Origin of the sequence: Aminobacter ciceronei (genome assembly GCF_014138625.1) — a bacterium.
GTDB lineage: Bacteria > Pseudomonadota > Alphaproteobacteria > Rhizobiales > Rhizobiaceae > Aminobacter > Aminobacter ciceronei.
Genome location: NZ_JACJHY010000054.1, coordinates 1 through 26,603 on the forward strand (window position 1 = coordinate 1; position 26,603 = coordinate 26,603).

Genomic DNA, 26,603 nt, shown 5'->3' on the forward strand with positions numbered 1-26,603 from the left:
GGCATCTGCCCCCCGACATCAATCCAAAAGCTCAATCAACCCACAAAACAAAACCCCGCCGAAATTCGACGGGGTTTGTCAGCAGTCTGAGCCCGCCGGATGGCGGGCTTTTTGCTGTTGCCTGGTTGAATCGACGATCAGGCCTTGACGTGCTTCGCTGCCTCGTCGAGCGACCTCTCGACGGCGTCGAAGATGTCGTCGACCTGCTTGTCGTTGATGATCAGCGGCGGGCAGAAGGCAAGCGCGTCACCCATGTTGCGGGAGATGATGCCATTCTGCTGCAGCAGGCCGTTGACCAGGCCGCCAAGTGCGCCAGCGGAGCCCCATGGCGCCTTGGTTGCCTTGTCGGCGACCAGCTCCATGGCGCCGATGAGGGCGACACCGCGGACCTCGCCGACGAGATCGTGCGCGGCGATTTTCGCCAGGCGCTTCTGCATGTGGGCGCCGACCTCGCGGGCGTTGGCGACCAGATTGCGTTCTTCGATGATCTTGAGATTTTCGAGCGCAACGGCGGCGGCGACCGGATGACCGCCGGCGGTGAAGCCGTGACCGAAGGTGCCGATGCGGTTGCTTTCGTCGGCGATCGGCTCGAACACCTTGTCGTTGATCATCAGCGCCGAGATCGGCAGATAGGACGACGAGATCTGCTTCGACATGACCATGATGTCGGGCTGCATGGCGTAGGTTTCTGAGCCGAACATGTTACCGGTGCGGCCGAAGCCGCAGATGACTTCGTCGGCGACGAGCAGGATGTCGTACTTCTTGAGAACGACCTGGATCTTCTCCCAATAGCCGGCCGGCGGGACGACGACGCCGCCGGCACCCATGACCGGCTCGCCGAACATGGCGGCGATGGTTTCGGGGCCCTCGGCGAGGATCAGCTTTTCCAGATCGTCGGCGAGACGGGTCGAGAACTGCTGCTCGGTCTCGCCAGGCAGCGCCTCACGCCAGTGGTGTGGCGACGATGTGTGCAGCACATTGGCGATCGGCAGGTCGAAGGACAGATGGTTGTTGGGCAGGCCGGTGAGGCTGGCGGAAGCGATGGTGACGCCGTGATATGCACGCTTGCGCGAGATTATCTTCTTGCGCTCGGGCTGGCCGAGCGCATTGGAGCGAAACCAGATCATCTTCATGGCCGTGTCATTGGCCTCGGATCCGGAATTGGTGAAGAACGCCTTGCTCATCGGCACCGGCGCCATCGTCACCAGCTTCTCGGCGAGGTCGATCAGCGGCGAGTGCCCTTTATGGGTGAAGCTGTGGTAGTAGGGCAGCTTGGCCATCTGCTTCGTTGCGGCATCGACGAGGCGCTTCTCGGAGAAGCCGACGCCGACGCTCCACAGTCCCGACATCGCCTCGATGTAGCGCTTGCCCGAGATGTCCTCGACATAGATGCCGTCGCCCTTTTCGATGATCAGCGGGCCGACCTCCTGGTGGCGGCGGGCATTGGTGTAGGCGTGCATGTGGAATTTCTTGTCGCGCGCCTCGGGCGAATTCGGCTGGCTGTCCATTGTCGTTCCTCACTGGATGAAGCGTCGCCGGCAGGGCGACGATGTCGATGATCTTGCGTTCGCGGTCAGCGACCGCTTGCAAAATCCGTAAATTGTTGTTTGATGCATCATGTTTTTCGTGTGGACCAATGTCAAGGGCCAGAGAAGCGGCACGGGCAGGCCAGATAAGGCCAGGGTGCCGCAGCTGCCCAGTACCGACAAAGGGGCACGCGACCTGACCCCGGCGCCATGCGAGCCCGGACAATGAGCAGATGAGCGAAGGAAACCGATGACCGAAGGCTTCGCCTTGCAGATGGTTGAGCACGACAATCTCGGCGAGATTGTCTACGGCCAGCTGTCCGACGCGCTGATCAAGGGACGCTTCGCGCCCGACGCGCGCCTGACCATCCGCGACCTGGCGCAGTCGCTGGGTACGTCGGTGACACCGGTGCGCGATGCCATACTGCGCCTGATCCAGGACGAGGCGCTGGTGCAGAAGTCGGCGCGCGAAGTACGCGTGCCTGTCATGACGCTGGAGCGTTATCTCGAAATCCGTCAGATCAGGATGAAGCTGGAGGGGCTTGCCGCGCGCGAGACAGCGCTGAAGGCCGAGGCCAGGGACATCGAGCGGCTGCGCGAACTCGTCACGCGCAACGAGCAGGCCATTGCCGCGGCGGACTGGCCGGCGGCGCTGGAACTGAACCAGACCTTCCATTTTGCGCTGGCCGAGATCGCCGGCATGACCGTGCTGCGCGGCATCCTCAACCGGCTGTGGCTGCAGATGGGGCCGATGATCGCGGCGTCCTACCAGCATGGCGGGCGGGCGATGATCGACTATCACCACATGATCCTGTTAGCCATCGAGGCCCGCGACGCCGACCGGGCCGAGCGCGCCATCGTCGACGACATCCGCGGCGCAAGCTCGGCCATCATCGAGCAGCTCGCGGCGCTGAAGCCGACCGGGAGTGCCGGCTGACCATGGAGACGGTCGACTGCATCATCGCCGGCGCCGGCGTCATTGGTCTCGCCGTGGCGCGGGAACTCAGCCGGCGCGGCATGGAGACGATCGTCGTCGAAGCGGCTGATGCCATCGGCACCGAAACCAGTTCGCGCAACTCGGAAGTGATCCACGCCGGCATCTACTATCCCGAGGGCAGCCTGAAGGCCGAGCTGTGCGTCAAAGGCCGCGACATGCTCTACGCCTATGCCGCAGAGCGCGGCGTTCCGCACAAGCGCTGCGGCAAGCTGATCGTGGCAACGCTGCCGGAGCAGGTGCCGACGTTGAAAGGCATCATCAACAAGGCTCGGGCCAACGGCGTCGACGACCTCGTGCTGCTCGACGCCACCGAAGCGCAAGCGATGGAGCCGTCTCTTGCCTGCCACGCCGCCGTGCTGTCGCCATCGACCGGCATCGTCGACAGCCATGCACTGATGCTGTCACTGCTCGGTGAGTCCGAGGAGCATGGCGCCTTTCTCAGCCTCAACACCGAGATCGTTTCCGGTCGTATCGAAGCGGGCCGTTTCGTGCTGCAGACACTGGACAGCTCGAGCGGCGCAGGTTTCGAGATCGCAGCACGGCATGTCGTCAACGCCGCCGGTCTTGGCGCGAACAGGCTCGCCGCATCGCTGGCGGGGCTCTCCCCGAAATTCGTGCCCGCGCTGCTTTATGCCCGGGGCAATTATTTCTCGGTGTCAGGCAAGCCGGCGTTTTCACGGCTGATCTATCCGGTGCCTGAACCGGGCGGGCTCGGCGTGCATCTGACGCTCGACCTCAATGGCGGCATGCGCTTCGGCCCCGATGTCGAGTGGATCGAGACCAAGGACTACACGGTCGATCCGCGACGGGCCGACCACTTCTATGGCGAGATCCGGAAATATTGGCCCGGCCTCGCCGACGACAGCCTGAGTGCGACCTACTGCGGCATCCGCCCCAAACTTGTCGGGCCCGGCGAGCCGGCTGCCGATTTCGTCATCCAAGGCCCGGAGGTCCACGGCGTCAGTGGACTGGTCAATCTGTTCGGCATCGAAAGCCCGGGGCTGACCTCGTCGCTGGCAATCGCAGAACTGGTGGCACGGAAGCTGAAGCGAACCTATGTCTAGCGCACCATTCGAGGCGTGACCCGCCGCCCGGCGACGCCTGCCCCATCTTCATCCGCTCACGAACGACCCAGCAAGGACACAGCATGTACCCCGAAGTGAAATTGTTCATCGATGGCAAATGGACGGCGGCCGAAGGCGGCAGGACCATCGACGTCTACAACCCCGCCACCAACGAGGTGATCGGCAAGGTCGCCTCGGCCGGCAAGGGCGACCTCGACCGGGCACTCGCCGCCGCCGAGCGCGGCTTCAAGATCTGGCGCAAGGTGTCGCCCTACGACCGATCCAAGGTGCTGCGCCGCGCCGCCGACATCTTACGCGAACGCGCCGATGCGATCGCGACACTGCTGACGCAGGAACAGGGCAAGCCGGTCGGCGAAGCCAAGATGGAAGTGCTCTCCTCAGCCGACCTGTTCGACTGGTTCGCCGAGGAAGGCCGCCGCACCTATGGCCGCGTCATTCCGGCCCGTGCGCCCGGCATCCAGCAGATCGTCGTCAAGGAGCCGGTCGGTCCGGTTGCAGCGTTCACGCCTTGGAACTTCCCGATTTCGCAGGCGGCGCGCAAGATCGGCGCAGCCCTTGCCACCGGCTGCTCGATCATCGTCAAGCCGCCGGAAGAGACGCCCGCGTCGCCGGCCTGCCTTGCCGACGTGTTCAGGGATGCCGGCCTGCCCGACGGCGTGCTCAACCTCGTCTATGGCAACCCGCCCGAAATCTCCGGCTACCTCGTGCCGCATCCGGTCATCCGCAAGGTGTCGTTCACCGGCTCTGTACCGGTCGGCAAACATCTGGCGGCGCTGGCCGGCACCCACATGAAGCGCGCGACGATGGAGCTTGGCGGCCATGCACCGGCGATGGTGTTCGACGACGCCGATGTCGACGCAGCCGCAGCGACGCTCGCCGCGTCGAAGTTCCGAAATGGCGGCCAGGTCTGCGTGTCGCCGACGCGCTTCCTGATCCAGGAAGGCGCCTACGACCGCTTCCTCGGCAAGTTCGTCGAGCATGCCAAGGGCGTGAAGGTCGGCGACGGCCTGGAGGCCAGCAGCCGCATGGGCCCGCTGGTCAATGAACGCCGGCTGGAAGCGGTCGAAAAGCTGATCACCGAGGCGGTGGCCGACGGCGCCAGACTCGAGACTGGCGGCAAGCGCATCGGCAACAAGGGCTCCTATTTCGAGCCGACGGTGCTGTCGGGCGTGCGCACCGACATGCGCATCATGAACGAGGAGCCCTTCGGCCCGGTGGCGCTGGTGATGCCGTTCAGGACCTTCGAGGACGTCGTCACCGAGGCCAACCGCCTGCCCTACGGCCTCGCGGCCTATGCCTTCACCAAGTCGAACAAGACGGTCACCGACCTCGGCGCCGAGATCGAAACCGGCATGCTGACGATCAACCATCTCGGCCTGGCATTGCCCGAAACGCCGTTCGGCGGCGTCAAGGACAGCGGTTACGGTTCGGAAGGCGGCACCGAAGCGCTCGAAGCCTATCTGGTCACCAAATTCGTGACCCAGTCAGCCGTCTGACACTGACAACAAAGCCGGCGTACCACCAGGGCGCCGGCTTTTCTTCAAGACGTCTTCGGCCGTTTCGACTGCAGGATGTTGCGGATCGAGAAGCTCGAATGGATCCGGGCGAGGCCCGGCAGCGCTGACAGGATCTCCTTGTGCACGCGCTCGAAATCGCCGGCACTGGCCACTTCGACACGCAGGAAATAGTCGGAATCGCCGGTCATCAGGTAGCACTCCTTGATCTCGGGGTAGCGCCGCACCGCGAGCTCGAAGCGGTTGAAATACTCCTCGGTCTGCCGCTCCAGCGTGATCTGGACGATGACGGCGATGCCCTCGTCGGCCGCGGCATTGCCGATGATCGCGGTGTAGCCCCTGATGACCCCTTCCTGCTCCAGCAACTGCACCCGTCTGAGACAGGCTGATGGCGACAGGCCAACCTCGGCCGCGAGGCTGGCATTGCTGACGCGCGCATTGGCGCGCAATGCCCGGATGATGCCGCGGTCGATGGCGTCCAGAGAGGGCATCGCTGTTCCTTTCAACAACGCTTCGAAAATTGCACAGATTACGCACAGTTCGCATGATCATCATCACATTGGCAAGATTTTCGCCGATCATTGCGATATTCTTTGGCGAAGGTGAGGACAATTTCCTGATATGACAATGGGCGTGCAAAGCGACATTGAGAGCCGTGCGGCATGCGGCGTGCTGACCATCGATCTCGACGCTCTGGTCGAGAACTATCGGCAGCTGAGCCAGCGCAACGCGCCTGAAAGGACCGCGGCGGTGGTCAAGGCCGATGCCTATGGGCTCGGCGTGGCCGAGGTTGCCCCGGTTCTATACGCCGCCGGGTGCCGCGACTTCTTCGTCGCCCATTTCATCGAAGCGGTCAGGCTGAAGCCGCATCTCACTGCTGACGCACGCATCCTGGTGCTCAACGGTCTGATGCCGGGCAGCGAGGCCGATTGCGCCGACCTCGGCGTGGTGCCGGTGCTGAACTCGCTCGAACAGGTCGCCAACTGGTCGGCCACGTCGAGGGCGCGCAACGTGACGTTGCCGGCAGCACTCCAGGCCGACACCGGCATGTCGCGGCTCGGGCTCGAGCCGCAGGAGCTGGAAACGCTGATCGCCGAACCACACCGGCTCGACGGCATCCACATCGACATCGTGATGAGCCATCTCGCCTGCGGCGACGAGCCGGCGCATGATGCCAACGCCCGCCAGCTCGGACGGATGCGGGACGTGCGCGCACGCTTCCCCGATGCCAAGCTGTCCTTTGCCAATTCCGCCGGCATCTTCCTGGGCGACGATTTTCATGGCGATCTCGCCCGGCCGGGCATAGCGCTCTATGGCGGCGCGCCGCTCGGCGAGGGCGTCAATCCGATGCAGCAGGTGGTCCGCCTCGACGTCGGCGTCGTCCAGACCCGCACCGTGACGGCGGGTGCCGAGGTGGGCTATGGGGCAAGCTTCGTCGCCAGGTCCGAAATGCGGCTCGCCACCATCGCCGCAGGTTATGCCGACGGCCTACCGCGCCATCTCAGCAATTCAGGCGCTGCCTGGTTCGGTGACGTGCGCCTGCCGATCGTCGGGCGCGTGTCGATGGACAGCATGATTCTCGACGTCACCGGCTTGCCGACCGGAACATTGAAGCTTGGCGACATGGTCGAACTGATCGGCCCGCACCAGACGCTCGAAATGATCGCGTCGGATGCCGGCACCATTTCCTACGAAATCCTGACCAGCCTGGGCCGGCGCTACAGACGCCGCTACCTCAGCCCGGCAGCGCGCTAAACCACAGGGGCAATCATGCGCATAGTCATTCTCGGTGCCGGTGTCATCGGCGTCACCTCTGCCTACTACCTGGCCAAGCAGGGTCACAAGGTGACCGTGCTCGACCGTCAGGTCGGTCCGGCGCTGGAAACCAGCTTTGCCAATGCCGGCGAAATCTCGCCCGGCTATGCCTCGCCCTGGGCCGCTCCCGGCATTCCGCAAAAGGCGATGAAGTGGCTGTTCATGAAGCACGCGCCGCTGATCATCCAGCCGATGCTCGACGTCTCGACCTGGCGCTGGGTGACGGCAATGCTGCGCAATTGCACCTCGGCCCGCTACGCGCTCAACAAGAGCCGCATGGTCCGCCTCGCCGAATACAGCCGCGACCAGCTGATTGCGCTGCGCGACGATACCGGCATCCAGTATGACCACCGCACGCAGGGCACGCTGCAGCTGTTCCGCTACCAGAAGCAGCTCGACGGCATTGCCAAGGACATCGAGGTGCTTCAGAGCGACGGCGTGCCTTACGAAGTGCTCGATCCCGCCGGCTGCGTCGGTGCCGAACCGGGCTTGGCGCCGGTGCGCGAAAAGATCGCCGGCGGCCTGCGCCTGCCGAATGACGAGACCGGCGACTGCTTCAAGTTCACCAACGAGCTGGCCAAACTCGCGGAACAGCTCGGCGTCGAGTTCCGCTACAATGTGAAGCTGGAAAGCCTGCGCCAGGAAGGCAAGCGCATCGTCGCCGTCCGCACCTCGGAAGGCGATGTCGAGGCCGACATGTTCGTCGGCGCACTCGGCAGCTTCACGCCGTCCTTCGTCAAGCCGCTGGGCCTCCGGGTCCCGGTCTATCCGGTCAAGGGCTATTCGATCACCGTGCCTATCGTCGACGAGAGCAAGGCGCCGGTGTCGACGATCATGGACGATACCTACAAGATCGCCATTACCCGCCTCGGCGACCGTATCCGCGTCGGCGGCATGGCCGAGATCGCCGGCTTCAACACCGACCTGTCGCCGTCGCGCAAGGCAACGCTGCAGTTCTCGGTCGAGGACCTGTTCGGCGGCGCCGCCGACCAGAGCCGCGCCACCTTCTGGAGCGGTCTGAGGCCGATGACGCCGGATGGCACGCCGGTCATCGGACGCACCAAGTTCGACAACTTCTACCTCAACACCGGCCACGGCACGCTGGGCTGGACCATGGCCTGCGGTTCGGGCCGGGTGCTGGCCGACATGATCGGCGGCGTCCGTCCCGAGATCGACGTCTCCGACCTCGCTCTGTCGCGCTACGCCTGAAACATCAGCTGTCGCGCGGGCGCCAGGCCGTACCTGCGTTTTCCGATGCTACGACCCTCGTCGCCCAGTTGACTGTCTTGTCGCAATAGGCCGCCCTCCGACCTCGGAGGCGGCCTATTGTGCATCGCATTGTCCGCAAGGCTTTGAAAAAATTGCGAAGATGACCCTGCCGACCAGTTGACCACGACCGTCAACAACACTCATCTCGACGCGGCATCCAGCATCGCCAGACGCCTCGTATCAGTTGCCCACGACCGGTGTCCGGTCAGTCGCTCCTGAACTTTCCTGACATTCGCGATTGACAGCCGCAACTGGCCATGCAGAAATTGGTCTGACCATTGTACCATTTGAAGGCCGCGACGTGCTCGACCTGCCTCCCCTCCAAGCCACTGCGCGCGATGATGCAGTCCTCAACGTGCTGGCAGACTTCGTCATCCACGAAGAGCTCAAGCCCGGCGACCGGTTGCCGACCGAGCGCGTCCTGTCGGAGCGGCTGAAGGTCAGCCGCACCACCGTGCGCGAGGCGCTGACGCGCTGGGAAGGACTTGGCTTGGTGGAACGCCGCCAGGGCAGCGGCACCTATCTCAAGGCGGCGGTATCGCGCGACATGCTGCATCTGCCGCTGACATTTGCCTCGGGCAACGACTTCGAAAGCCTGATGCACACGCTGGAAATCCGCCGTGGCCTCGAGGCCGAAGCCGCCGCCCTGTGCGCCCTGCGCGCCGGTCCGGCCGAAGTCGAGATCATCCGCCAGAAGCTCGAGGTCATGGAAGAAGCCTTCCACAGCCGCGCCGGCATGTCCTCGGACGAAGACTGGGATTTCCACCAGGCGATCTACCGCGTGTCGGGCAATCCGCTATTCGAACAGATCATCTCGGCAATGCATGAGCTGTTCCACCGTTTCTGGGAGCATCCGCTGGGCGTCCGCGATTTCGGCCACGCCAGCTTTCCCTATCACCGCACGGTCTACGAGCGGATTGCGGCTGGCGACGCCGAAGGAGCGCGCGGCGAAGCGCTGAAACTGATCGCCACCGTCGAGGCCGACCTTCGCCGCGGCGACGCCAATCTCAAACGTGCGGGATACAAATGAACAGCGAGTTCGAGCGCGATTTCATAGCCGAGGCGGCGACCTTGCTGGCCCATGACGAGCCGTTCCCCGGCGGCGCTGTGGTTCCGCCGATCTACCAGACATCGCTGTTCACTTTCGACAGCTATGCCGAGATGGCGGACGTGTTTGCCGGGCGCAGCACCAAGCCGATCTATTCGCGCGGCAACAACCCGACGGTCATGGAATTCGAGAGCAAGATCGCCGCCCTTGAAGGGGCCGAGGCGGCGCGCGGATTTTCCAGCGGCATGGCGGCAATCAGCTCGACCGTGCTCGCCTTTGTCGGCGCGGGTCAGCGCATCGTCGCCATCCGCAACTGCTACGGCGACGCCTACCGCCTGTTCGAGCGGCTGTTGCCGCATCTCGGCATCAAGGTCGATTATGTCGACGGCTCCGACCCGGACGCGGTGAAGGCAGCACTGCCGGGCGCGGCGATGCTCTATCTCGAAAGCCCGACCTCGATGATGTTCGAGCTGCAGGATCTCGAGGTGTTGACGGCACTCGCCAAGGCGCAAGGCATCGTCACCGTCATCGACAATTCGTGGGCGACGCCGCTGTTCCAGAAGCCGATCCTGCACGGCGTCGACGTGGTCATGCATTCGGCATCGAAATATCTCGGCGGCCACAGCGACACGGTTGCCGGCGTCGTCGCCGGCTCGGCCGAGCACATTCGCCGCATCAACGAGCGCACCTATCCCTATCTCGGCGCCAAGCTGTCGCCTTTCGAGGCGTGGCTCTTGCTGCGCGGACTGCGCACGCTGCCTTTGCGCCTGCCGCACCACATGAAGAGCGCGCTGACGATTGCCGAACGGCTGAAGGGCCACGGCCATGTCGAGCGCGTCAACCACCCCGCCTTCTCCAACCATCCGGGCAAGAAGACGCTCACTGGCTATTCCGGCCTGTTCTCCTTCGAGGTGACCGACGACATCGACGTGCCTGCCTTCACCGACGCGCTGAAAGTGTTCCGCATCGGCGTCAGCTGGGGCGGTCACGAAAGCCTCGTGGTGCCGGCGCTCGCCTCGCTGCAGCAGACGCCGGATGCCAATTCGATCGGCCGGTTCGGGGTCAGCCCGCGAACCATCAGGCTGAATATCGGGCTGGAAAACGTGGAGGATCTCTGGGCCGACGTCAGTCGGGCCTTCGAGAGTGCAACAAGAAAATAACTTCAAGATCCAAGAATGGGAGTGACTGGAATGAAGAAGTACGGAGTGTTGTTCGCGGCGGCCATGGGCCTCGCATTGTCGGCGGGGTCGGCGCTCGCCGACTCGACAATCAAGATGGTGGAGGTCATCACCAGCCCGCCCCGCACCGAATTCCTGAAAAAGCAGATCGCCGAATTCGAGACCGCCAATCCGGGCATCAAGGTCGAGCTCGTCTCGCTGCCCTGGGGTCAGGCCTTCGAAAAATTCCTGACCATGGTCCAGGCCGGCGACACGCCCGACATCGTCGAGATGCCCGAGCGCTGGCTCGGCCTCTACGGCACCAACGGCCAGCTCGAGGATCTCACGCCCTACATGGCCAAGTGGGGTGACGCCGCAACGCTCGGCGACCGCGCCAAGCAGTTCGGTTCCGTCGTCGACGGCAAGCAGTACATGCTTCCCTACGGCTACTACCTGCGCGCCATGTTCTGGAACAAGAATCTGTTCAAGGAAGCCGGCCTCGACCATGCGCCGACGACGCTCGACGAGTTCATGGACGCCAACAAGAAGATCTCAGCCATTCCAGGCAAGTATGGCTACTGCATGCGCGGCGGCCCCGGCGGCTTCAACGGCGTGCAGATGTTCATGAACATCGCCAACGGCAAGGGCGGCTACTTCAACGAGGACGGCACCTCGACCATCAACGAGGAAGGCTCGGTCAAGGGCCTGCAGATGCTGGCCGACATCTACAAGGAAGGCTACGCGCCCAAGGACAGTGTCAGCTGGGGCTTCAACGAGATCGTCACCGGCTTCTACTCCGGCACATGCGCCATGCTCGACCAGGACCCGGACGCGCTGATCGGCATCGCCGAAAAGATGAAGGCGGAAGACTTCGCCGTGGCCCCGATGCCGGCCGGTCCGTCTGGAAAATCCTATCCGACGCTCGGCTATGCCGGGTGGTCGATGTTCGCCAGTTCCAAGGTCAAGGACGACGCCTGGAAGCTGATGTCGACGCTACTTTCGCCGGCAAACAATATCGGCTGGGCCAAGGAAGTCGGCGTGCTGCCGATCCACAACAGCGCCGCCGACGATCCGCACTTCAAGACCGAGCAGTTCAAGGGCTGGTTCGAGGAGCTGAACAATCCCGACAAGTTCGAGTTCGTGACGCCGCCGGTGCATCTCGAAAACCTCGGCAACTTCTATGACCAGGTCTCGGTCAAGAATGTCCAGGAGGTACTCCTCGGCCAGCGCACGGCCAAGGACATCGCCGACGAGTGGGCTGCGTTCCTGACCAAGGAACAGCAGGACTGGATGGCCAAAAACAAGAAGTAACGGCCATGGCGGGGCAGCGATGTCCCGCCAACCCTGCCCTGTCGCCAGGGCTCCTTTGCTGCCCCCTCGCGACCGCGTTTCGCGGTCATGCCGGCATCGCCGCCAAGCCCTTTCTCCCCTTGGAGACGAGGTCGCGCGCGAGGGGGCGATCTTTTCGCCATGCCGAAAGCATCGCCCGAAAGCGTCGCCATGACCACTGCAGTCGCCGAATCGAATTCGCCCCGCAAGGCGGGGCGCAGGGGTTCCGTCCTGCCCGGCTTCGAGCCGTGGCTTTATCTCAGCCCAGCCCTGATCCTGCTGGTCACGGTGCTGCTCGTGCCGCTCATCATCGGCATCAGCTATTCGTTTCGTAAATTCTCGGCCTTCAAGTCCGAATATGTGGGCCTCGGCCAGTACCAGGCACTGTTTTCCGATCCGCTGCTTGCCCAAGCGCTGGTCAACACGCTGTGGTGGACCGTCGGCAGCCTGTTCTTCCAGTTCTTCCTCGGACTCGGCCTGGCGCTCCTGCTCGACCGGCCGTTCTGGGGCCGCAAGATGGTGCAGGCGGTGGTGTTCCTGCCCTGGGCCGTACCATCCTTCCTGTCCGGCCTCACCTGGGCCTGGCTGTTCAACCCGATCGTCGGGCCGCTGCCGCATTGGCTCTACGCCATGGGCATCATGGCCGAGCCGAGCAACATCCTGGCCGACCCCAAGATCGCCATGTGGGGGCCGATCATCGCCAATGTCTGGTTCGGCATCCCGTTCTTCGCCATCACGCTTCTGGCGGCACTGAAGTCGATCCCGTCCGAGCTGCACGAGGCCGCGGCCATCGACGGCGCCTCGCCATGGCAGCGCTTTTCCAAAGTGACGCTGCCGTTCCTGGCGCCGACAATCGCCATCACCGTCATGCTGCGCACGATCTGGATCGCGACCTTCGCCGACCTGATCTTCGTCATGACCTCGGGCGGACCGGCCGGCTCGACCAACACGGTCGCCACCTACATCTATGTCAGCGCCTTCAAGTCGCTCGACAAGGGTTACGCCTCGGCGGTGGCAGTGCTGCTGCTGATCCTTCTCATCGCCTATGCGGTGGTGCTGATCGGCATCCGCCGCTCGCTCGCGAGGTACTCGTGATGATTGCCGGACGCTCCAATTCCGCGCGCCTGCTCGGCGGTATCGGGCTCTACGGCGCCATTGCCGCCTACGTCATCTTCGCGCTGTTTCCGATCTACTGGACGCTGAAGATCTCGGTGACGCCGCAGTCGCTGCTCTATTCCGAAGGCATCACGCTGTGGCCGTCGGCGACGACCTTCGAGAACTATGCCACGGTGCTGAAGGCCAGCGATTTTCCACTCTACTTCTTCAACAGCGTGCTTGTCTCCGTGACCACGGCCATCCTGGTGACCGTCATCGCCTCGGGCGCCGGCTACGCCATGTCGCGCTTCTCCTTCCGTGGCAAGACGACGGTGGCGATAGCCCTTTTGCTGACGCAGACCTTCCCGCTGGTGATGGTCATCCCGCCGATCTACCGCATCATGGGTGAGATCGGCCTGACCAACAGCCTGACCGGGCTGATCATCATCTACACCGCCTTCAACACCGCCTTCGCGACCTTCCTGATGCAATCCTTCTTCGACGGCATACCGAAAGACCTGGAGGAAGCGGCGATGATCGACGGCTGCACCCGCTTCGAGGCTTTGCGCCGCATCATCATCCCGCTGACGCTGCCCGGCATGGGGGCGACGCTCGGCTTCGTCTTCACCGCGGCGTGGAGCGAACTTCTGTTCGCGCTGATGCTGATCTCCAGCGAGGGCCAGAAGACCTTCGCCGTTGGACTGCTCACCTTCATCGGCAAATTCGCCGTCGACTGGGGACAGATGATGGCGGCGTCGATCCTGGCGCTCATCCCGGTCTGCATCTTCTTCGCATTCCTGCAACGCTATCTTGTGACCGGCCTGACCGCCGGCGCCGTCAAAGGGTAGGACCATGGCTTCGGTTACACTCAACAAGGTCCAGAAGGATTACGGTTCGCTCAACGTGCTCCAGGCCGTTGACCTCGAGATTTCAGACGGCGAGTTCGTGGTGCTCGTCGGCCCCTCCGGTTGCGGCAAGTCGACCTTGCTGAGGATGATCGCCGGTCTGGAAGAGGTTTCGGCGGGCGAGATCCGCATTGGCGAGCGCGTCGTCAACGACGTCGCGCCCAAGGACCGCGACATCGCCATGGTGTTCCAGTCCTATGCGCTCTATCCGCACATGAACGTCGCTTCGAACATGGGCTTCAGCCTGGCGCTTCGGAAGGCCGAGAAGGGCTCGATCGACACCAGGGTCAATGGCGCGGCGAACCGGCTCGGGCTCGACAAGCTGTTGGCGCGTCTGCCGCGCCAGCTCTCCGGCGGCCAGCGCCAGCGCGTCGCCATGGGCCGCGCCATCGTGCGCGACCCTAAGGTGTTCCTGTTCGACGAGCCGCTCAGCAACCTGGATGCCAAGCTGCGCGTGCATATGCGCACCGAGATCAAGGCACTGCACCAGCAGCTCAAGACGACATCGGTCTATGTCACCCACGACCAGGTCGAGGCAATGACGATGGCCGACCGTATCGTCGTCATGCATGATGGCGTCGTCCAGCAGGTCGGCGCGCCGCTCGACCTCTACGACCGGCCCGCCAACGCTTTCGTTGCCGGCTTCATCGGCTCGCCGGGCATGAACTTCCTGCCGGCGACTGTCAGGCGGACGGGCGATGATGCAGCGGCCGTCCTGAGCGACGGCCAGCGCCTGCCCGTACTGGCCAGCCTGCCGGTTGCCGACGGTGACGAGGTGACGATAGGGTTGCGGCCCGAGCATATGCGCGTCGCCGGCGATGGCGGCATCGCCGTTCGGGTCGAGGTGGTCGAGCCTCTCGGCCTGTCGACGCAATTTTATGCCAGGCTTGCCGGCCAGCAGGCGTGTGTCTTTGCCATGGGGCGGGTCGCGGTGAAGCCTGACGACACCGTCCGGCTGTCGGTAAGTGCTGCCGACTTGCATGTATTCAATCCGAAGAGCGGCCAGCGCATCGGATAAGCTAGCCGCGAGCTGGTACCACCAGCATCCATCTTGTGAAGGCGTCGGCCAAAGTCGGCGCCTTTTTCGTTTGTGTACAAACTTTCAACGACGCCATTCATTCTTGTGGGAACGGTCCAGGCGGCATTTTCATTTGTGCACAAAGCGTCCTCGGCGGCCAGCGACGATGCGTTCTGCAACTAGACAGGAAGTAAAACGCGTGCGGATTCAACTAAGGGAAGCAGCCCGCGCGCGACCGAAGTCAAGTGCAGCAAGCGATGATTCCCCTTGTTCGGCGAATTGCAAAACTGGCTCACAACCGACGCGCGCAGACACCAACGCCGATCGCGTGACTCAAGGTCAACTTCGGCGTCAAACCGCAAAAAAATTTGCACGACTCAGCGGAATTTCGCAGCGCATCGACCTCTGAACTCCAACAAGTCGACCGCCACCTGTGGCAAGAATGAGGCAGATCGATAGCCGCCTTTCCCTTGAGTCACCGGGCAGCAACCGTGCGAAAAAGCCGAAAATGCAGCGGATTCGACTGTCAGCGGCGGCTTACATGGATCGGTGCCGACTAGGATCGAGCCTGATTCAACTGACCAGTGTTCTTGCAAGAGTACTGGTTTATCTTAAGCGGATCATTCTCAATACCGACGACTTATCTTTCACACATTGCTTGCGCAGCGCGAATGACTCTTGCCGTACAAGTACTGATGACTCGGATCCTTGGCAGTGCTGCCGGCATTTACACTTGGGTAATTTCTTCTGAATACGTCGAGTCAACGAGATAGCTAAATTTTTAAGTACAGGGAGGGGTTCCTGTCGGCGCTCTCGGGGAATGAAGTAGCAGGCAAGACATGAGCATTTTCTAATAAGCGACGTTTGAGAAACCTCTCTTAGATCTCCTCCTTTTCGAAGCAAAACACGCGCTGGCGACGCCGCCGGCGCCATCCCCTACTCACATTCCTGCATGTCTTCAGGCGGTGCGAAGCGAAACGCTTCCCAGCGATCGGCAATACTTTGCCGGCGAAGAAGACGTGTCGGGGCCAGGCAACCACGTTCTACCTCTACGGCAAGGAAACGCCCAATGAGTTCCACCTTCGATCCAACAGCCACCCATTACGGCGCTCCGCCTCAGAGAGGGGGCTTCTCCACAACCAATCTCAGCATCACGCGCAAGCTGGTGCTTGCCTTCTCGGCGATCGTCATCGTGAGCCTCGTCGTCGGCGGGATGATGATGCGCGCCCTCAGCCAGCTTGAAGCTGCCAGTGCGGAACTCGAGGTGGCCAGCCGCGTGCTTTCCACCGTCGGCAAGGCGGAAGCGCTCCACCTCGATCGATCCAACATTGCTCGAACCTACTTGCTCAATCTCAGGGAAGACGTAGCCAAGCGCTATCACGAGACCTCGAAGAACGTCGACAAGACGATCACCGAAGCTGTGAACCTGCCAATCGACGACAAGGCTGTCATCGCCGCCGTCGAGAACTTTAGGGCAATGACCGAGAATTGGCGCAATGAGGTCGGCGACCCGATGGTCCAGCTGGCCGGCAATCAAGCTACCTACGCAGAGGGTCGCGAGCGCGGGTCCTCGGTTCGGGCATCTGAGGTGCAGGCCACCGTTCGCAAGGCGGTTGCAGAGATGCAGGCCGAGATCACCCGGTGGGAGACCGAAACCGCCGTTCTCAAGAACGACGCCATCGCCACTGCACAGTATCTGCAGCTCGGCAGCGCCGGCCTGACTATCGCCATCCTCGTCGTGATCGCGCTGTGGCTCTCCAGCCAGATCGCAACGCCGGTCAACAACATGACGCAGGCGATGCGCAGCCTGGCTTCCGGTGACCTCAAGGTCGTCGTTCCGGCCATCGGCCGCCGCGACGAAGTCGGCCAGATGGCGTCCGCCGTGCAGACTTTCAAGGAAGCCGCGATCGAGAAGGTTCGTCTCGAGGCAGAAGCCGCCGAGACGCGCCGCCGCGCCGAGGACGAGGCCGCACTGCGCGCCGCGCAGAAGGCCGAGGAAGACCGCCAGGACATGGTTGCGATCTCGGCACTGGGCCACGGCCTCGACGCGCTGTCGAAGGGCGACCTGATGCACCGCATCGACGCGCCGTTCCCCGACAAGCTGGTCAAGCTGCGCCAGGACTTCAACGAATCCGTTGAGAAGCTGCAGCAGACGATGCTCAGCATCACCTCCTCGGTGAAGGCGATCCACGCCGGCACCGGCGAGATCTACACCGCCGCCGACGACCTATCGCGCCGCACCGAACAGCAGGCCGCAAGCCTCGAAGAGACCGCAGCCGCGCTCGACGAGATCACCGCGACCGTCAAGAAGACGGCCGAAGGTGCAGTGCATGCCCGTGATGTCGTCTCGACGGCCAAGACCGATGCCGAGACCAGCGGCGTGGTGGTGCGCAAGGCCATCGATGCCATGGGCACGATCGAGAAGTCGTCCGAGCAGATCAGCCGCATCATCGGCGTGATCGACGAGATCGCCTTCCAGACCAACCTCCTGGCGCTCAACGCCGGTGTCGAAGCGGCTCGCGCCGGCGACGCTGGACGCGGCTTCGCCGTGGTTGCCTCGGAGGTGCGCGCGCTGGCCCAGCGTTCGGCGGAAGCCGCCCGCGAGATCAAGAGCCTGATCTCCGCTTCGACGACCCAGGTCGGCGAAGGCGTCAAGCTGGTCGCCGAGACCGGCAAGGCACTGGAGCGCATCGTTCTCCAGGTGGCCGAGATCAATGCCGTCGTCACCAACATCGCGGCCAGCGCGCATGAGCAGTCCACCGGTCTCGACCAGGTCAACTCGGCGGTCAACCAGATGGACCAGGTGACCCAGCAGAACGCCGCGATGGTCGAGGAATCGACTGCCGCAAGCCACTCACTGTCGCAGGAAACCGAAGAGCTGTCGCGCCAGATCAGCACGTTCCGGCTGGGCAAACTCTCGGTCGTCGAAGGCAGCCGCCCAGCAAGCCCCAAGGCTCCGGCGCGCGCGCCACGGCCGGAACTGAAGGTCGCATCGTCGAGCTTCGGTTCTTCCGCAGCCCGTGCGGTCGCTCCGGCGGCCGACGACTGGCAGGAGTTCTGATCGAGCCATGACCACCGTGTCCGATCCTTCACAACGGATACTCGAGCTTGCGGCAGCGCTGGACTTCAGGGCGGCAGCGCCTCTGACCGAAAGCCTGCTTGCAATGCGCGGAACCGCGCTGACCATCGATGCCTCGCGCGTGGAGCGGATCGGCGGTCAATGCCTTCAGGTTCTCCTGTCGGCGCAACAAACCTGGAGCGCGGATGACACCGCGCTCTCCTTCACCAACCTGACGCCCGGCTTCGTCGAAGGCCTGCGGCTCCTGGGCTTCTCGGAAGCGGATTTCACCAAGGAGGAGATGCCGGAATGAGCGCGACCATTTTGACCGTCGATGATTCTCGCACCATGCGCGAGATGCTGAAACTGGCGCTGACGCAAGCCGGCTACAGGGTCATTCAAGCCGAGGACGGCGTCCATGGCCTCGAGGTGCTGAAGACAGAGACCCCGCGGGTCATCGTCACCGACATCAACATGCCCCGCATGGATGGCTTCGGCTTCATCGAGCATGTGCGTGCAGACGACTCCTATCGCGGCATTCCGATCCTGGTGCTGACCACCGAGAGCGATGCCGAGAAGAAGGATCGCGCCCGCCGTGCAGGTGCGACCGGCTGGATCATCAAGCCATTCGATCCTGCCAAGCTGATCGATGCCATCCGCCGCGTGTCGGCCTGAACCGGGAGACATGTCCGTGGACGCAATGGCAGCGGTCAAGCAGACCTTCTTCCAGGAGTGCGAGGAACAACTCGCCGAACTGGAAACCGGCCTTCTCGCGATGGAACGCGGGGAAGCCGAATCCGACACCGTGAACGCGGTTTTCCGCGCGGTGCATTCGATCAAGGGCGGCGCTGGCGCCTTCAGCCTAGAAGGCCTTGTGCAGTTCGCCCATGTCTTCGAAACCACGCTCGACCACGTCCGCAACGGCGCGCTGGAACCGACGGCCGACGTCATGGCAGTCATGCTGCGCGCCGCCGACCTTCTGGCAGATCTCGTGGCGGCGGCACGCGATGGCCACACGGTCGACAGCGGCCGCAGCGAAGTGCTTGTCGGCGAGCTCACCGCACTGAGCCCCGGCGGGGCAGAGGCGGAAGCCGAAGAAGAAGACGACATGAGCGACTTCTCCTTCACGCCCGTCACCGTGGCGTTCGATTTCTCGGACGCACCCGTCGATATCGGGCGCAGCTACACGATCACTTTCAAGCCCAGGCCCGAACTCTATGCCAAGGGCAACGAGACGGTGCTGGTGCTGCGCGAACTGGAACGGCTCGGCGAGCTGGAAATCAACTGCGACGCAAGCGGCTTGCCGTCTCTCGCCGCACTCGATCCGGAAGGCGCCTATCTTGAATGGACCATCAAGCTCACCACCGAAAAGGGTGAGGACGCGATCCGCGAAGTCTTCGAATTCGTGGAATGGGATTCCAGCCTGACCATCCAGGCAGCCGACGCCGGTTCCTCCGATGCCGAACCCGGCGCCGACTCGACCGAAGACGCATTCGCTGCCCTGCTCCGCTCCATCCAGGGCGACGAGGCGGCTCAGCCGGCAACGACGGCGGAGATCATCCCGCTGCCATCAGCCGAGGAACGCGAGGCTGTTGCCGAAGTCGAGGCCCAGCCGACCAAGGCTGCCGCGGCGCGCAACAGCGAAAGCGGCGCCAATGCCAATGCGGGTGCCCCGCAGACCATCCGCGCCGATCTCGAGCGTGTCGACCGACTTATCGACCTCGTCGGCGAGCTCGTCATCAACCAGGCGATGCTGTCGCAGCGCGTCATGGAAGCCGGACACGTACCTGGATCCGCCGTGGCCCTTGGCCTCGACGAGCTCGAGCACCTGACGCGCGAGATCCAGGACTGCGTCATGGCGATCCGCGCCCAGGCGGTGAAGTCGGTGTTCCAGCGCATTCCGCGCCTGGTGCGCGAAGTCGCCAGCATGACCGGCAAGCAGGTCCGCTTGATCACTGACGGCGAAGGCACCGAAGTCGACAAGACGGTGATCGACCGCCTGAACGACCCATTGACGCACATGATCCGCAACGCCATCGACCATGGGCTGGAAAAGCCCGAGGTGCGTATCGCCGCCGGCAAGCCGGCCGAAGGCGTTGTGCGTCTTTCGGCGATGCACCGCTCGGGCCGCATCGTCATTGAGGTTGCCGACGACGGCGCCGGCATCAACCGCTCGCGGGTCAAGGCGATCGCTGTGGAGAAGGGACTGATCGCAGCCGACGCCGTGCTGTCCGACGAGGAGATCGACAATCTGATCTTCCTGCCTGGCTTCTCCACGGCATCGGAAGTGTCGAACATCTCCGGCCGCGGCGTCGGCATGGACGTGGTCAAGCGCTCGATCCAGGGTCTTGGCGGTCGGTTGTCGATCACCTCGCGCCCCGGCAAGGGCTCGACCTTCACCATGAGCCTGCCACTCACGCTCGCCGTGCTCGACGGCATGGTGGTGACGGTGGCCGACCAGACGCTGGTCGTGCCGCTGACGGCGATCATCGAGACCTTGCAGCCCAAAGCAGCCGACGTGCACGGCCTCGGCGGCGGCTCCAGGGTCATTGCGATCCGCGATGCGTTTACGCCGCTGATCGACGTCGGCCGCGAGCTCGGCTTCCGCAACACCGCCACCGATCCGCTGGCAGGCGTGGCAATCCTCGTCGAGACCGAAGGCGGCCGCCGCAGCGCCCTGCTCGTCGACACGATCCAGGGCCAGCGCCAGGTCGTCATCAAGAGCCTGGAGTCCAACTACAGGCATGTGCCGGGCATCGCCGCCGCAACCATCCTCGGCGATGGCCGCGTCGCCCTCATCATCGATGTCGACACCGTGATCGCCAATTCGCAGTCCGACGCGACCATTCTTGAACCCGTTCTTGCAGCAGCAGGGTGATGCCATGATCGAGACCACCAAACACGACAACAGCAGCCGCGAACTCATCGCGTTCCGTATCGGCGAGCAGGAATTCTGCGTCGACATCATGTCGGTGCGCGAGATCAGAGGCTGGGCACCGGCGACTGTGCTGCCGAAGTCACCGCCCTACGTCCGCGGTGTCATCAACCTGCGCGGCGCGATCCTGCCGATCGTCGATCTCGCTGCCCGCCTCGGCTTCCAGCCGCCGGAGCCTACCGTTCGCCATGTCATCATGGTGGCTCAGGTCGGCACCCAGGTGGTGGGCCTACTGGTCGACGCCGTGTCCGACATATTGTCGGTCACCGACGACGCCATCAAGCCGACGCCCGACGTCGCCTCGGACATGGCCAAGACCTTCGTACGCGGCGTGCTGGCCATCGAAGGCCGCATGATCAGCCTGATCGCACTGGACAACGTCCTGCCGGCGCTTGAGCCGATCGCGGCATGACCACTCTGCAAAACATCGACAAGCCGCACAATCAGCGCCAGAGCCTGGTCGCCGGTGAGTTCGTGCTCACCGGCGAGGACATGCGGCAGATCGCGGCGATGCTCCATGCCGACGCCGGCATCCATCTGACCGAGGCGAAGGCAGCACTCGTCTACTCCCGGCTGTCCAAGCGCCTGCGGGCGCTCGGACTGGAAAGCTTCCGCGACTACTGCGCGCTCATCGCCTCGCGCGAGGGTCTCGACGAGCGCCAGAGGATGCTGGCGGCGTTGACCACAAACGTCACCAATTTCTACCGTGAGCCGCATCACTTCGAACATCTGGCCAAGCAGGTCCTGCCGCCGCTGCTCGAAGCGGCGAGGCGCGGCGGCCGCGTCAGGATCTGGTCTGCGGCATGCTCCAATGGCGCCGAACCCTATTCGATCGCCCTGACGATCCTGTCGCTGATGCCGGAAGCCGCCAACCACGACATCCGGGTTCTGGCGACCGACATCGACCCCAACATGGTCGCGTTCGGTCGCGAGGGAATCTACAGCGAGGCAGCCCTTCGCCCGGTGCCGCCTGATTTGCGCCGGCGCTGGTTCACGCCAGTCCGCTCAGGCGACGGCAACTCGTTCAGTGCTGCCGACGAAATGCGTACGATCGTGGCTTTCCGCGAGCTCAACCTGATCGGCGCATGGCCGATGAAGGGTCAGTTCCAGGCGATCTACTGCCGCAACGTCGTCATCTATTTCGAGGAAGCGACGCAGTCGCGGATCTGGAGCCGCTTCGTTCCGCTGCTGACGGCGGGCGGCACACTCTATATCGGCCATTCCGAGCGCGTCTCAGGGCCTGCGACGGCGGATTTCCAGCCCGAAGGGATCACCACCTACAAGCTGCGCGAGGGCGCCGCATGAAGCCGGTTCGCGTTCTCATCGTCGACGATTCCGCCACCATGCGCACACTGCTTTCCGCAGTGCTGCGCCTCGACCCGGCCATCGAGGTCGTCGGCCATGCCGCCGACCCGCTGGAGGCCCGCGCCAAGATCAAGGAACTCAATCCCGACGTCATCACGCTCGACGTCGAGATGCCGAACATGAACGGGCTCGAATTCCTCGAGAAGATCATGCGGCTGAGGCCGATGCCCGTCATCATGGTGTCGAGCCTGACATCAAGGGATGCTACGGCCACGATCACGGCCCTTGAGATTGGCGCCTTCGACTGCATTTCCAAGGCGTCGTTCAGCGACGACCGCGCCTTCGGCACGCTGCAAGCGACGGTGAAGGCAGCAGCACGTGCCCAGATCCGCCCGCTGGCGACGAACCAGCCGAGCGACGCGCGCGAGCAGCCTGCTGCCAACGCCGACTATGTGCCCAACGGCAAGGTCGTGGCGATCGGCTCGTCGACGGGCGGCGTCGAGGCGCTGATCACCGTGCTGTCGCAGTTTCCGGAGAACTGCCCGCCCACCGTGATCACCCAGCATATGCCGGCAGCCTTTACCAAGAGCTTCGCCGAGCGCCTCAACCGCATGTCGCGGCCACGTGTCAGCGAGGCCGTCGATGGCGCGCCGCTGACGACCGGGCACATCTATCTCGCCCCCGGTGGTGCCACGCATCTCGAGATTTCGGGGCCCGGCCAGTTGCGCTGCCGGCTGCGCAGCACCGATCCGGTCAATGGCCATCGGCCGTCGGTCGACGTGCTGTTTGCCTCGGTCGCCAAGGCGACAGGGTCGAAATCAGTCGGCGCGATCCTGACCGGCATGGGTCGCGACGGTGCTGCCGGACTGCTGCACATGCGCCAGGCAGGCGCCGGCACGATCGGTCAGGACGAGGCCACCAGCCTTGTCTACGGCATGCCCAGGGTCGCTTTCGAAGTCGGCGCGGTCGAGCGGCAGGCGCCGCTGGACAAGATCGCCTCCCATATCCTCGCGCTGACGCGCTCGAATTCCAACGGAGCTAAAAATGTCCTTCCTCGAACACTTTAAGGTCCTCGTGGTCGACGATACGACGACCAGCCGCATGCTCATCACCGATGCGCTGCAGGAGATGGGCATCCGCAAGATCGCCATCGCCAAGGACGGCGAGCAGGCGCTGCGCATGATGATGGAGCAGCCCTCGCACATGGTCATCTCCGACTTCAACATGCCGAAACTCGACGGGCTGCAGCTGCTGAAGGCGATCCGCTCCTACGGCCCGACCCGGGCGACGCCGTTCATCCTCCTGACCGGCAAGGGCGACCGCCAGCTCCTGGAAGCCGCCGTGGCACTTGGCGTCAACAACTTCCTGACCAAGCCGTTCACCACGCCGGCGCTCAAGAAGGCTATCGAAGCAATCGTCGGGATCCTTAAGTGACCCTTGTAAACCAGCGCATCACCGTCATGCGCGGCGAATACCACGTGGTCGACCGGGAGGACGTCGTGCTGACGACCATTCTCGGCTCCTGTGTCGCCGCCTGCATTCGCGATCCCTTTGCCCGGACCGGCGGCATGAACCACTTCCTGCTGCCCGGCAACAATGGCCGCTCGTCGCTCGATGCCCAGAGTTACGGCGTCCACCTGATGGAGTTGCTCGTCAACGGCCTGCTGCAGCGTGGCGCCCATCGCCACCGGCTGGAAGCCAAGCTGTTCGGGGGGGCCCGGACCATCGAAGGTCTTTCGGACATCGGCGCGATGAACGGCGAGTTTGCCGAGACGTTCTTGCGCAATGAAGGCATCAGCATCGTCGGCGGCGACCTCGGCGGCGATCGCGGCCGCCGGGTCGAATACTGGCCATTGTCGGGGCGCGCCCGCCAGGTCATGCTCTCCGGCGACAAGGGTTTTGTTGCGCCTGTTCCGCCCAAACAGCCGTTGGTCGCGCCTTCGGGCGGTTCCGTCGAGTTCTTCTGATCTTCTGAAAGGCCGTTCCGACATGCCATCGCGTGCCACTGCACTTTGCCATGAGACGCTTGTGCCCGTTTCCGAATTGCTCGGACGGGTGAGCAGCGAGTTGAATGACATCGCCGCGCAAGTGGAAAGGCTGCATCCGCTGGTTTCCGCCCAGAGCAGCCAGCTCGCCGGCAGCGACCCGCATTATGCGCAGGCGCTGCAGAGCTTCGATCACATCGAGCAGAAGCTCCGCTGCTTAGCCGGCTATCTCGACGAGATCGGCACGGGCATGAGCCCGGTCTGGCAGCTCGATCCGCAAGCGGCCCTCGCAGCGATCACCCTTTCAGACCTCGCAGCACACCTGGCCGGCCAGACCTCCGAGCAGCCGAACGCCGCGCGATCGGGCGATTTTGAGCTGTTCTAGCCGCGATTTTGAGCTGTATAGCCGCAACGTCCCCCCTGCCAGACCAGACAGCCCCTTCTCACGCCCACGCTCGGGCTGATAACACGGTCGCAATCGGGGACGAATGGAATGACAAAACCGCCGCTGCGGCTTTTCCAGATCATGATCACCGACGGCGCGCAGCCGTCGCCAGCGACAACGGACAGCTTCGCGCGCAACGTCGAGTCGTTCAGGTCGACCTATCCCGACGCTGAGTACCGGCGCTACGACAACGAAGAACTGACCGCATTTCTCGCCGCCAGCTATCCCGAACCGGTACTGCAGGCTTATCAAGCGTTGACGCCTTACGCTTTCAAGGCGGACCTGGCGCGCTACTGCCTGCTGCATAGCTATGGCGGGCTCTATTCCGACCTGTCCTATCTCCACCTGCGCCCGATCGCGATCGGGAGCCGCTGCAAGATGGTGGTTTTTCGCGACATATCAGGCCATCCGTCCTGGGCGACGAGCAACGCGCTCATCTATGCCGAAGCCGGCAATCCGGTTCTGGCGCGGGCGATCGACCGCATCGTCACGCATTTCAACGCCCGCTTCTATGGCCACTCGTCGCTGGAACCGACCGGACCCTATTTGTTCGGCCGCGTCCTGGCCGAGACGTCCGACTGGCGCTCGATCACCTTCGGCGACTCGCCGCGGCTGAACACCGACCGAACCGGCAGGGTCAACATCGTCAAGATGATGCCGTCCGGAGAAATCGTGGCCATCCGCAACAAGACAGCGGAAGGCGAGTTCAGCGATCTGGTGCCATCAGGCGGAAACAACTACAACCGATTGTGGAGCGAACGGCGCATCTGGGGCGAGCCGGACACGCGTGGCCTGATCGAGCGGCTGCGCTCCGATCTCAAGGCGAAGCGGGTGCGCAAGCGCCGATCGCTGAAGCAGGGCTGAGCTGGGGTGCATGGATCCGAAACTGACGAACCTGAGCCTGAGAGACGGTTATTGCGTTCTGCCGCAAGTCTTCGACAAAGCCGAAATCGAGGCATTTCGCCAAGCTGCCGTCGACAATCTCGGCAGCATGGGACAGACACGTAACGTCGCCCACTCCTACCATCTCGCCGGCTTTCATCGCTTTCCAGCCCTGGCGGCAGTCCACGCCAGGATCGCCGCCGACGAGACGATCAACCGGTTCTTGCAGGCCTATTACCAGGACATCCCGTATTTCGCCCTTGGCTTGAGCGACATTACGGTCAATCGTTCCCAACACTGGCACACCGATCTGCTGCGTGGCCGCTACAGCGGTTTCCTCAAGGATTGCGATCCCTGGGCGGAGACGGCCGGATGCCTCAAGGCACTGGTCTATCTGCAGGACGGCGCCAGCCTTCGGATCCTGCCAGGCTCGCATCTTACGCCCACACCGCTCGATGACACACGGCTCGAAGCCCTTGCGGAAGCGTCGGCCGCGGACGTCGTTCGCATCGACGTTAGGGCCGGCGACGTGGTTATCATGGACATCCGGGCGCTGCATCGCGGGTCGACTGATGCAGATATGGCAAGCGCGGAGCTCGCCGCGCGGCCGAAGATCCTGGTGTCGACGGTGTTCGGTGGTGTCCGCTCGGCCTTTTCGCAGGCGATGCAGATCGGCAATGCGCATAGGATGGCCGACTGGGACAGGCGCTATTTGGCTTAGGCCTTCAGGAGCATGAGGCTGACGGGCGGAGCAGGTTTGGTCGAGGCCTGCCAGCTCGAGCTCCGGCGACCTTTGCCGGCGCGGACCGTGCAGCACTTTCAGCTGTCGCGTCACCAGCGTCCAGCCACGACAGAGCCGTCGGTGGTTTTGACCTTTGGGGGCTTTTGATTGTTGGGTCTGCGGCTTTGGAGGCCGCCTCACGCTTCAAGCTCGGGCTGTCACGTGGTTCGAGACAGCAAAAAGCCCGCCGTGGTTTTCACCTTGGCGGGCTTTTATTGTTGGTTTCGGGGACAGGATTTGGCTTTTTGTCCCGCTTTGTCGGCTTTGGCTCCTAGCGGGCCGCTGATGCAGGTTGAACTCGACCGTCACCTGCGTCCAAATACCAAAACAGCCCAGACAAGCTGGGCTGTTTTGGTATTTGGTTGCGGGGACAGGATTTGAACCTGTGACCTTCAGGTTATGAGCCTGACGAGCTACCGGGCTGCTCCACCCCGCGCCACCGGACATTTTTGCG

At 63.5% G+C, this 26,603-nt stretch carries 25 protein-coding genes and 1 tRNA gene; 23 read left to right on the plus strand and 3 right to left on the minus strand.

Going from position 1 to position 26,603, the window contains the following annotated elements; genetic code table 11:
• Positions 1 to 137: 137 nt before the first annotated feature.
• Positions 138 to 1,508 carry an aspartate aminotransferase family protein gene (locus HNQ95_RS31215; RefSeq protein WP_067955449.1) on the minus strand — a complete coding sequence of 457 codons (1,371 nt, stop codon included), beginning with the start codon at positions 1,506 to 1,508 and terminating at the stop codon, positions 138 to 140.
• 268 nt (positions 1,509 to 1,776) lie between these two features.
• On the opposite strand from HNQ95_RS31215, the gene HNQ95_RS31220 reads away from it, so the two are divergent.
• The 3 genes from HNQ95_RS31220 to HNQ95_RS31230 all read left to right on the plus strand — a co-directional run bounded on the left by HNQ95_RS31220 (position 1,777) and on the right by HNQ95_RS31230 (position 5,104).
• Complete coding sequence (locus HNQ95_RS31220; protein ID WP_067955451.1) at positions 1,777 to 2,463, plus strand: GntR family transcriptional regulator; 687 nt, start codon at positions 1,777 to 1,779, stop codon at positions 2,461 to 2,463.
• A gap of 2 nt (positions 2,464 to 2,465) precedes the next feature.
• Complete coding sequence (locus HNQ95_RS31225; protein WP_067955452.1) at positions 2,466 to 3,587, plus strand: NAD(P)/FAD-dependent oxidoreductase; 1,122 nt, start codon at positions 2,466 to 2,468, stop codon at positions 3,585 to 3,587.
• Positions 3,588 to 3,670: 83 nt separating this feature from the next.
• Complete coding sequence (locus HNQ95_RS31230; protein WP_067955453.1) at positions 3,671 to 5,104, plus strand: NAD-dependent succinate-semialdehyde dehydrogenase; 1,434 nt, start codon at positions 3,671 to 3,673, stop codon at positions 5,102 to 5,104.
• A gap of 44 nt (positions 5,105 to 5,148) precedes the next feature.
• Here HNQ95_RS31230 and HNQ95_RS31235 read toward each other — a convergent pair whose 3' ends face one another.
• Entirely contained in the window at positions 5,149 to 5,613 is a 465-nt protein-coding gene (locus HNQ95_RS31235; RefSeq protein ID WP_067955455.1) for an Lrp/AsnC family transcriptional regulator, read from the minus strand.
• Between the two features lie 130 nt (positions 5,614 to 5,743).
• Here HNQ95_RS31235 and alr point away from each other — a divergent pair, with 130 nt between their 5' ends.
• The 20 genes from alr (at position 5,744) to HNQ95_RS31335 (ending at position 26,089) form a co-directional block, all read left to right on the plus strand.
• Positions 5,744 to 6,877: an alanine racemase gene (alr, locus tag HNQ95_RS31240; protein WP_182576059.1), complete on the plus strand. Its 1,134-nt coding sequence runs from the start codon at positions 5,744 to 5,746 to the stop codon at positions 6,875 to 6,877.
• Positions 6,878 to 6,892: 15 nt separating this feature from the next.
• Positions 6,893 to 8,146, plus strand: a complete 1,254-nt coding sequence (locus HNQ95_RS31245; RefSeq protein WP_182576060.1) for a D-amino acid dehydrogenase — start codon at positions 6,893 to 6,895, stop codon at positions 8,144 to 8,146.
• A 361-nt stretch (positions 8,147 to 8,507) separates the two neighbouring features.
• Complete coding sequence (locus HNQ95_RS31250; RefSeq protein ID WP_182576061.1) at positions 8,508 to 9,236, plus strand: FadR/GntR family transcriptional regulator; 729 nt, start codon at positions 8,508 to 8,510, stop codon at positions 9,234 to 9,236.
• Entirely contained in the window at positions 9,233 to 10,414 is a 1,182-nt protein-coding gene (locus HNQ95_RS31255; RefSeq protein WP_182576062.1) for a PLP-dependent transferase, read from the plus strand. Before HNQ95_RS31250 ends, HNQ95_RS31255 begins: the two co-directional genes overlap by 4 nt.
• A gap of 30 nt (positions 10,415 to 10,444) precedes the next feature.
• A complete protein-coding gene (locus tag HNQ95_RS31260) occupies positions 10,445 to 11,722 on the plus strand; it encodes an ABC transporter substrate-binding protein (RefSeq protein WP_182576063.1) in 1,278 nt (425 codons plus the stop codon).
• A gap of 189 nt (positions 11,723 to 11,911) precedes the next feature.
• Entirely contained in the window at positions 11,912 to 12,835 is a 924-nt protein-coding gene (locus tag HNQ95_RS31265; RefSeq protein WP_182576068.1) for a carbohydrate ABC transporter permease, read from the plus strand.
• A complete protein-coding gene (locus tag HNQ95_RS31270; RefSeq protein ID WP_182576069.1) occupies positions 12,835 to 13,683 on the plus strand; it encodes a carbohydrate ABC transporter permease in 849 nt (282 codons plus the stop codon). The genes HNQ95_RS31265 and HNQ95_RS31270 overlap by 1 nt, the downstream gene beginning before the upstream one ends.
• Before the next feature lie 4 nt (positions 13,684 to 13,687).
• The gene (locus HNQ95_RS31275; protein ID WP_067955465.1) at positions 13,688 to 14,758 is read left to right on the plus strand and encodes an ABC transporter ATP-binding protein; all 1,071 of its coding nucleotides are present in this window, start codon (positions 13,688 to 13,690) and stop codon (positions 14,756 to 14,758) included.
• 1,069 nt (positions 14,759 to 15,827) lie between these two features.
• A complete protein-coding gene (locus HNQ95_RS31280; protein ID WP_210252536.1) occupies positions 15,828 to 17,819 on the plus strand; it encodes a methyl-accepting chemotaxis protein in 1,992 nt (663 codons plus the stop codon).
• 7 nt (positions 17,820 to 17,826) lie between these two features.
• Positions 17,827 to 18,129 (plus strand): STAS domain-containing protein, encoded by a 303-nt coding sequence (locus HNQ95_RS31285; RefSeq protein WP_182576064.1) that lies wholly within the window; start codon positions 17,827 to 17,829, stop codon positions 18,127 to 18,129.
• Positions 18,126 to 18,491 (plus strand): response regulator, encoded by a 366-nt coding sequence (locus HNQ95_RS31290; protein ID WP_182576065.1) that lies wholly within the window; start codon positions 18,126 to 18,128, stop codon positions 18,489 to 18,491. Before HNQ95_RS31285 ends, HNQ95_RS31290 begins: the two co-directional genes overlap by 4 nt.
• 25 nt (positions 18,492 to 18,516) lie before the next feature.
• Positions 18,517 to 20,694, plus strand: a complete 2,178-nt coding sequence (locus HNQ95_RS31295; protein ID WP_210283895.1) for a chemotaxis protein CheA — start codon at positions 18,517 to 18,519, stop codon at positions 20,692 to 20,694.
• Between the two features lie 4 nt (positions 20,695 to 20,698).
• Positions 20,699 to 21,163 carry a chemotaxis protein CheW gene (locus HNQ95_RS31300; RefSeq protein ID WP_154387179.1) on the plus strand — a complete coding sequence of 155 codons (465 nt, stop codon included), beginning with the start codon at positions 20,699 to 20,701 and terminating at the stop codon, positions 21,161 to 21,163.
• A complete protein-coding gene (locus HNQ95_RS31305) occupies positions 21,160 to 22,056 on the plus strand; it encodes a CheR family methyltransferase (RefSeq protein WP_154387180.1) in 897 nt (298 codons plus the stop codon). Before HNQ95_RS31300 ends, HNQ95_RS31305 begins: the two co-directional genes overlap by 4 nt.
• Positions 22,053 to 23,123: a protein-glutamate methylesterase/protein-glutamine glutaminase gene (locus HNQ95_RS31310; protein WP_067955471.1), complete on the plus strand. Its 1,071-nt coding sequence runs from the start codon at positions 22,053 to 22,055 to the stop codon at positions 23,121 to 23,123. Before HNQ95_RS31305 ends, HNQ95_RS31310 begins: the two co-directional genes overlap by 4 nt.
• Positions 23,101 to 23,490, plus strand: coding sequence for a response regulator (locus tag HNQ95_RS31315; protein WP_067955473.1), 390 nt, complete (start codon positions 23,101 to 23,103; stop codon positions 23,488 to 23,490). The genes HNQ95_RS31310 and HNQ95_RS31315 overlap by 23 nt, the downstream gene beginning before the upstream one ends.
• Positions 23,491 to 23,516: 26 nt before the next feature.
• Complete coding sequence (locus HNQ95_RS31320) at positions 23,517 to 24,023, plus strand: chemotaxis protein CheD (RefSeq protein ID WP_067965849.1); 507 nt, start codon at positions 23,517 to 23,519, stop codon at positions 24,021 to 24,023.
• Between the two features lie 61 nt (positions 24,024 to 24,084).
• A complete protein-coding gene (locus tag HNQ95_RS31325) occupies positions 24,085 to 24,426 on the plus strand; it encodes a DUF8776 family protein (RefSeq protein WP_182576067.1) in 342 nt (113 codons plus the stop codon).
• A gap of 108 nt (positions 24,427 to 24,534) precedes the next feature.
• Positions 24,535 to 25,350 (plus strand): glycosyltransferase family 32 protein, encoded by an 816-nt coding sequence (locus HNQ95_RS31330; protein WP_067955476.1) that lies wholly within the window; start codon positions 24,535 to 24,537, stop codon positions 25,348 to 25,350.
• A 10-nt stretch (positions 25,351 to 25,360) separates the two neighbouring features.
• Positions 25,361 to 26,089: a phytanoyl-CoA dioxygenase family protein gene (locus tag HNQ95_RS31335; protein WP_067955478.1), complete on the plus strand. Its 729-nt coding sequence runs from the start codon at positions 25,361 to 25,363 to the stop codon at positions 26,087 to 26,089.
• Between the two features lie 419 nt (positions 26,090 to 26,508).
• Here HNQ95_RS31335 and HNQ95_RS31340 read toward each other — a convergent pair.
• Positions 26,509 to 26,585 (minus strand) — tRNA-Met (locus tag HNQ95_RS31340).
• Positions 26,586 to 26,603: the final 18 nt, after the last annotated feature.

Bases quoted from the DNA above. Each gene is read 5' to 3' on its own strand.
- HNQ95_RS31285 (WP_182576064.1), top strand. From the start codon at position 17,827: ATGACCACCGTGTCCGATCCTTCACAACGGATACTCGAGCTTGCGGCA.
- HNQ95_RS31215 (WP_067955449.1), bottom strand. From the start codon at position 1,508: ATGGACAGCCAGCCGAATTCGCCCGAGGCGCGCGACAAGAAATTCCAC.
- HNQ95_RS31290 (WP_182576065.1), top strand. From the start codon at position 18,126: ATGAGCGCGACCATTTTGACCGTCGATGATTCTCGCACCATGCGCGAG.
- HNQ95_RS31275 (WP_067955465.1), top strand. From the start codon at position 13,688: ATGGCTTCGGTTACACTCAACAAGGTCCAGAAGGATTACGGTTCGCTC.
- HNQ95_RS31330 (WP_067955476.1), top strand. From the start codon at position 24,535: ATGACAAAACCGCCGCTGCGGCTTTTCCAGATCATGATCACCGACGGC.
- HNQ95_RS31320 (WP_067965849.1), top strand. From the start codon at position 23,517: ATGCGCGGCGAATACCACGTGGTCGACCGGGAGGACGTCGTGCTGACG.
- HNQ95_RS31300 (WP_154387179.1), top strand. From the start codon at position 20,699: ATGATCGAGACCACCAAACACGACAACAGCAGCCGCGAACTCATCGCG.
- HNQ95_RS31305 (WP_154387180.1), top strand. From the start codon at position 21,160: ATGACCACTCTGCAAAACATCGACAAGCCGCACAATCAGCGCCAGAGC.
- HNQ95_RS31310 (WP_067955471.1), top strand. From the start codon at position 22,053: ATGAAGCCGGTTCGCGTTCTCATCGTCGACGATTCCGCCACCATGCGC.
- HNQ95_RS31220 (WP_067955451.1), top strand. From the start codon at position 1,777: ATGACCGAAGGCTTCGCCTTGCAGATGGTTGAGCACGACAATCTCGGC.
- alr (WP_182576059.1), top strand. From the start codon at position 5,744: ATGACAATGGGCGTGCAAAGCGACATTGAGAGCCGTGCGGCATGCGGC.
- HNQ95_RS31255 (WP_182576062.1), top strand. From the start codon at position 9,233: ATGAACAGCGAGTTCGAGCGCGATTTCATAGCCGAGGCGGCGACCTTG.
- HNQ95_RS31230 (WP_067955453.1), top strand. From the start codon at position 3,671: ATGTACCCCGAAGTGAAATTGTTCATCGATGGCAAATGGACGGCGGCC.
- HNQ95_RS31315 (WP_067955473.1), top strand. From the start codon at position 23,101: ATGTCCTTCCTCGAACACTTTAAGGTCCTCGTGGTCGACGATACGACG.
- HNQ95_RS31280 (WP_210252536.1), top strand. From the start codon at position 15,828: ATGAGTTCCACCTTCGATCCAACAGCCACCCATTACGGCGCTCCGCCT.
- HNQ95_RS31245 (WP_182576060.1), top strand. From the start codon at position 6,893: ATGCGCATAGTCATTCTCGGTGCCGGTGTCATCGGCGTCACCTCTGCC.
- HNQ95_RS31335 (WP_067955478.1), top strand. From the start codon at position 25,361: ATGGATCCGAAACTGACGAACCTGAGCCTGAGAGACGGTTATTGCGTT.
- HNQ95_RS31235 (WP_067955455.1), bottom strand. From the start codon at position 5,613: ATGCCCTCTCTGGACGCCATCGACCGCGGCATCATCCGGGCATTGCGC.
- HNQ95_RS31260 (WP_182576063.1), top strand. From the start codon at position 10,445: ATGAAGAAGTACGGAGTGTTGTTCGCGGCGGCCATGGGCCTCGCATTG.
- HNQ95_RS31295 (WP_210283895.1), top strand. From the start codon at position 18,517: ATGGCAGCGGTCAAGCAGACCTTCTTCCAGGAGTGCGAGGAACAACTC.
- HNQ95_RS31225 (WP_067955452.1), top strand. From the start codon at position 2,466: ATGGAGACGGTCGACTGCATCATCGCCGGCGCCGGCGTCATTGGTCTC.
- HNQ95_RS31270 (WP_182576069.1), top strand. From the start codon at position 12,835: ATGATTGCCGGACGCTCCAATTCCGCGCGCCTGCTCGGCGGTATCGGG.
- HNQ95_RS31265 (WP_182576068.1), top strand. From the start codon at position 11,912: ATGACCACTGCAGTCGCCGAATCGAATTCGCCCCGCAAGGCGGGGCGC.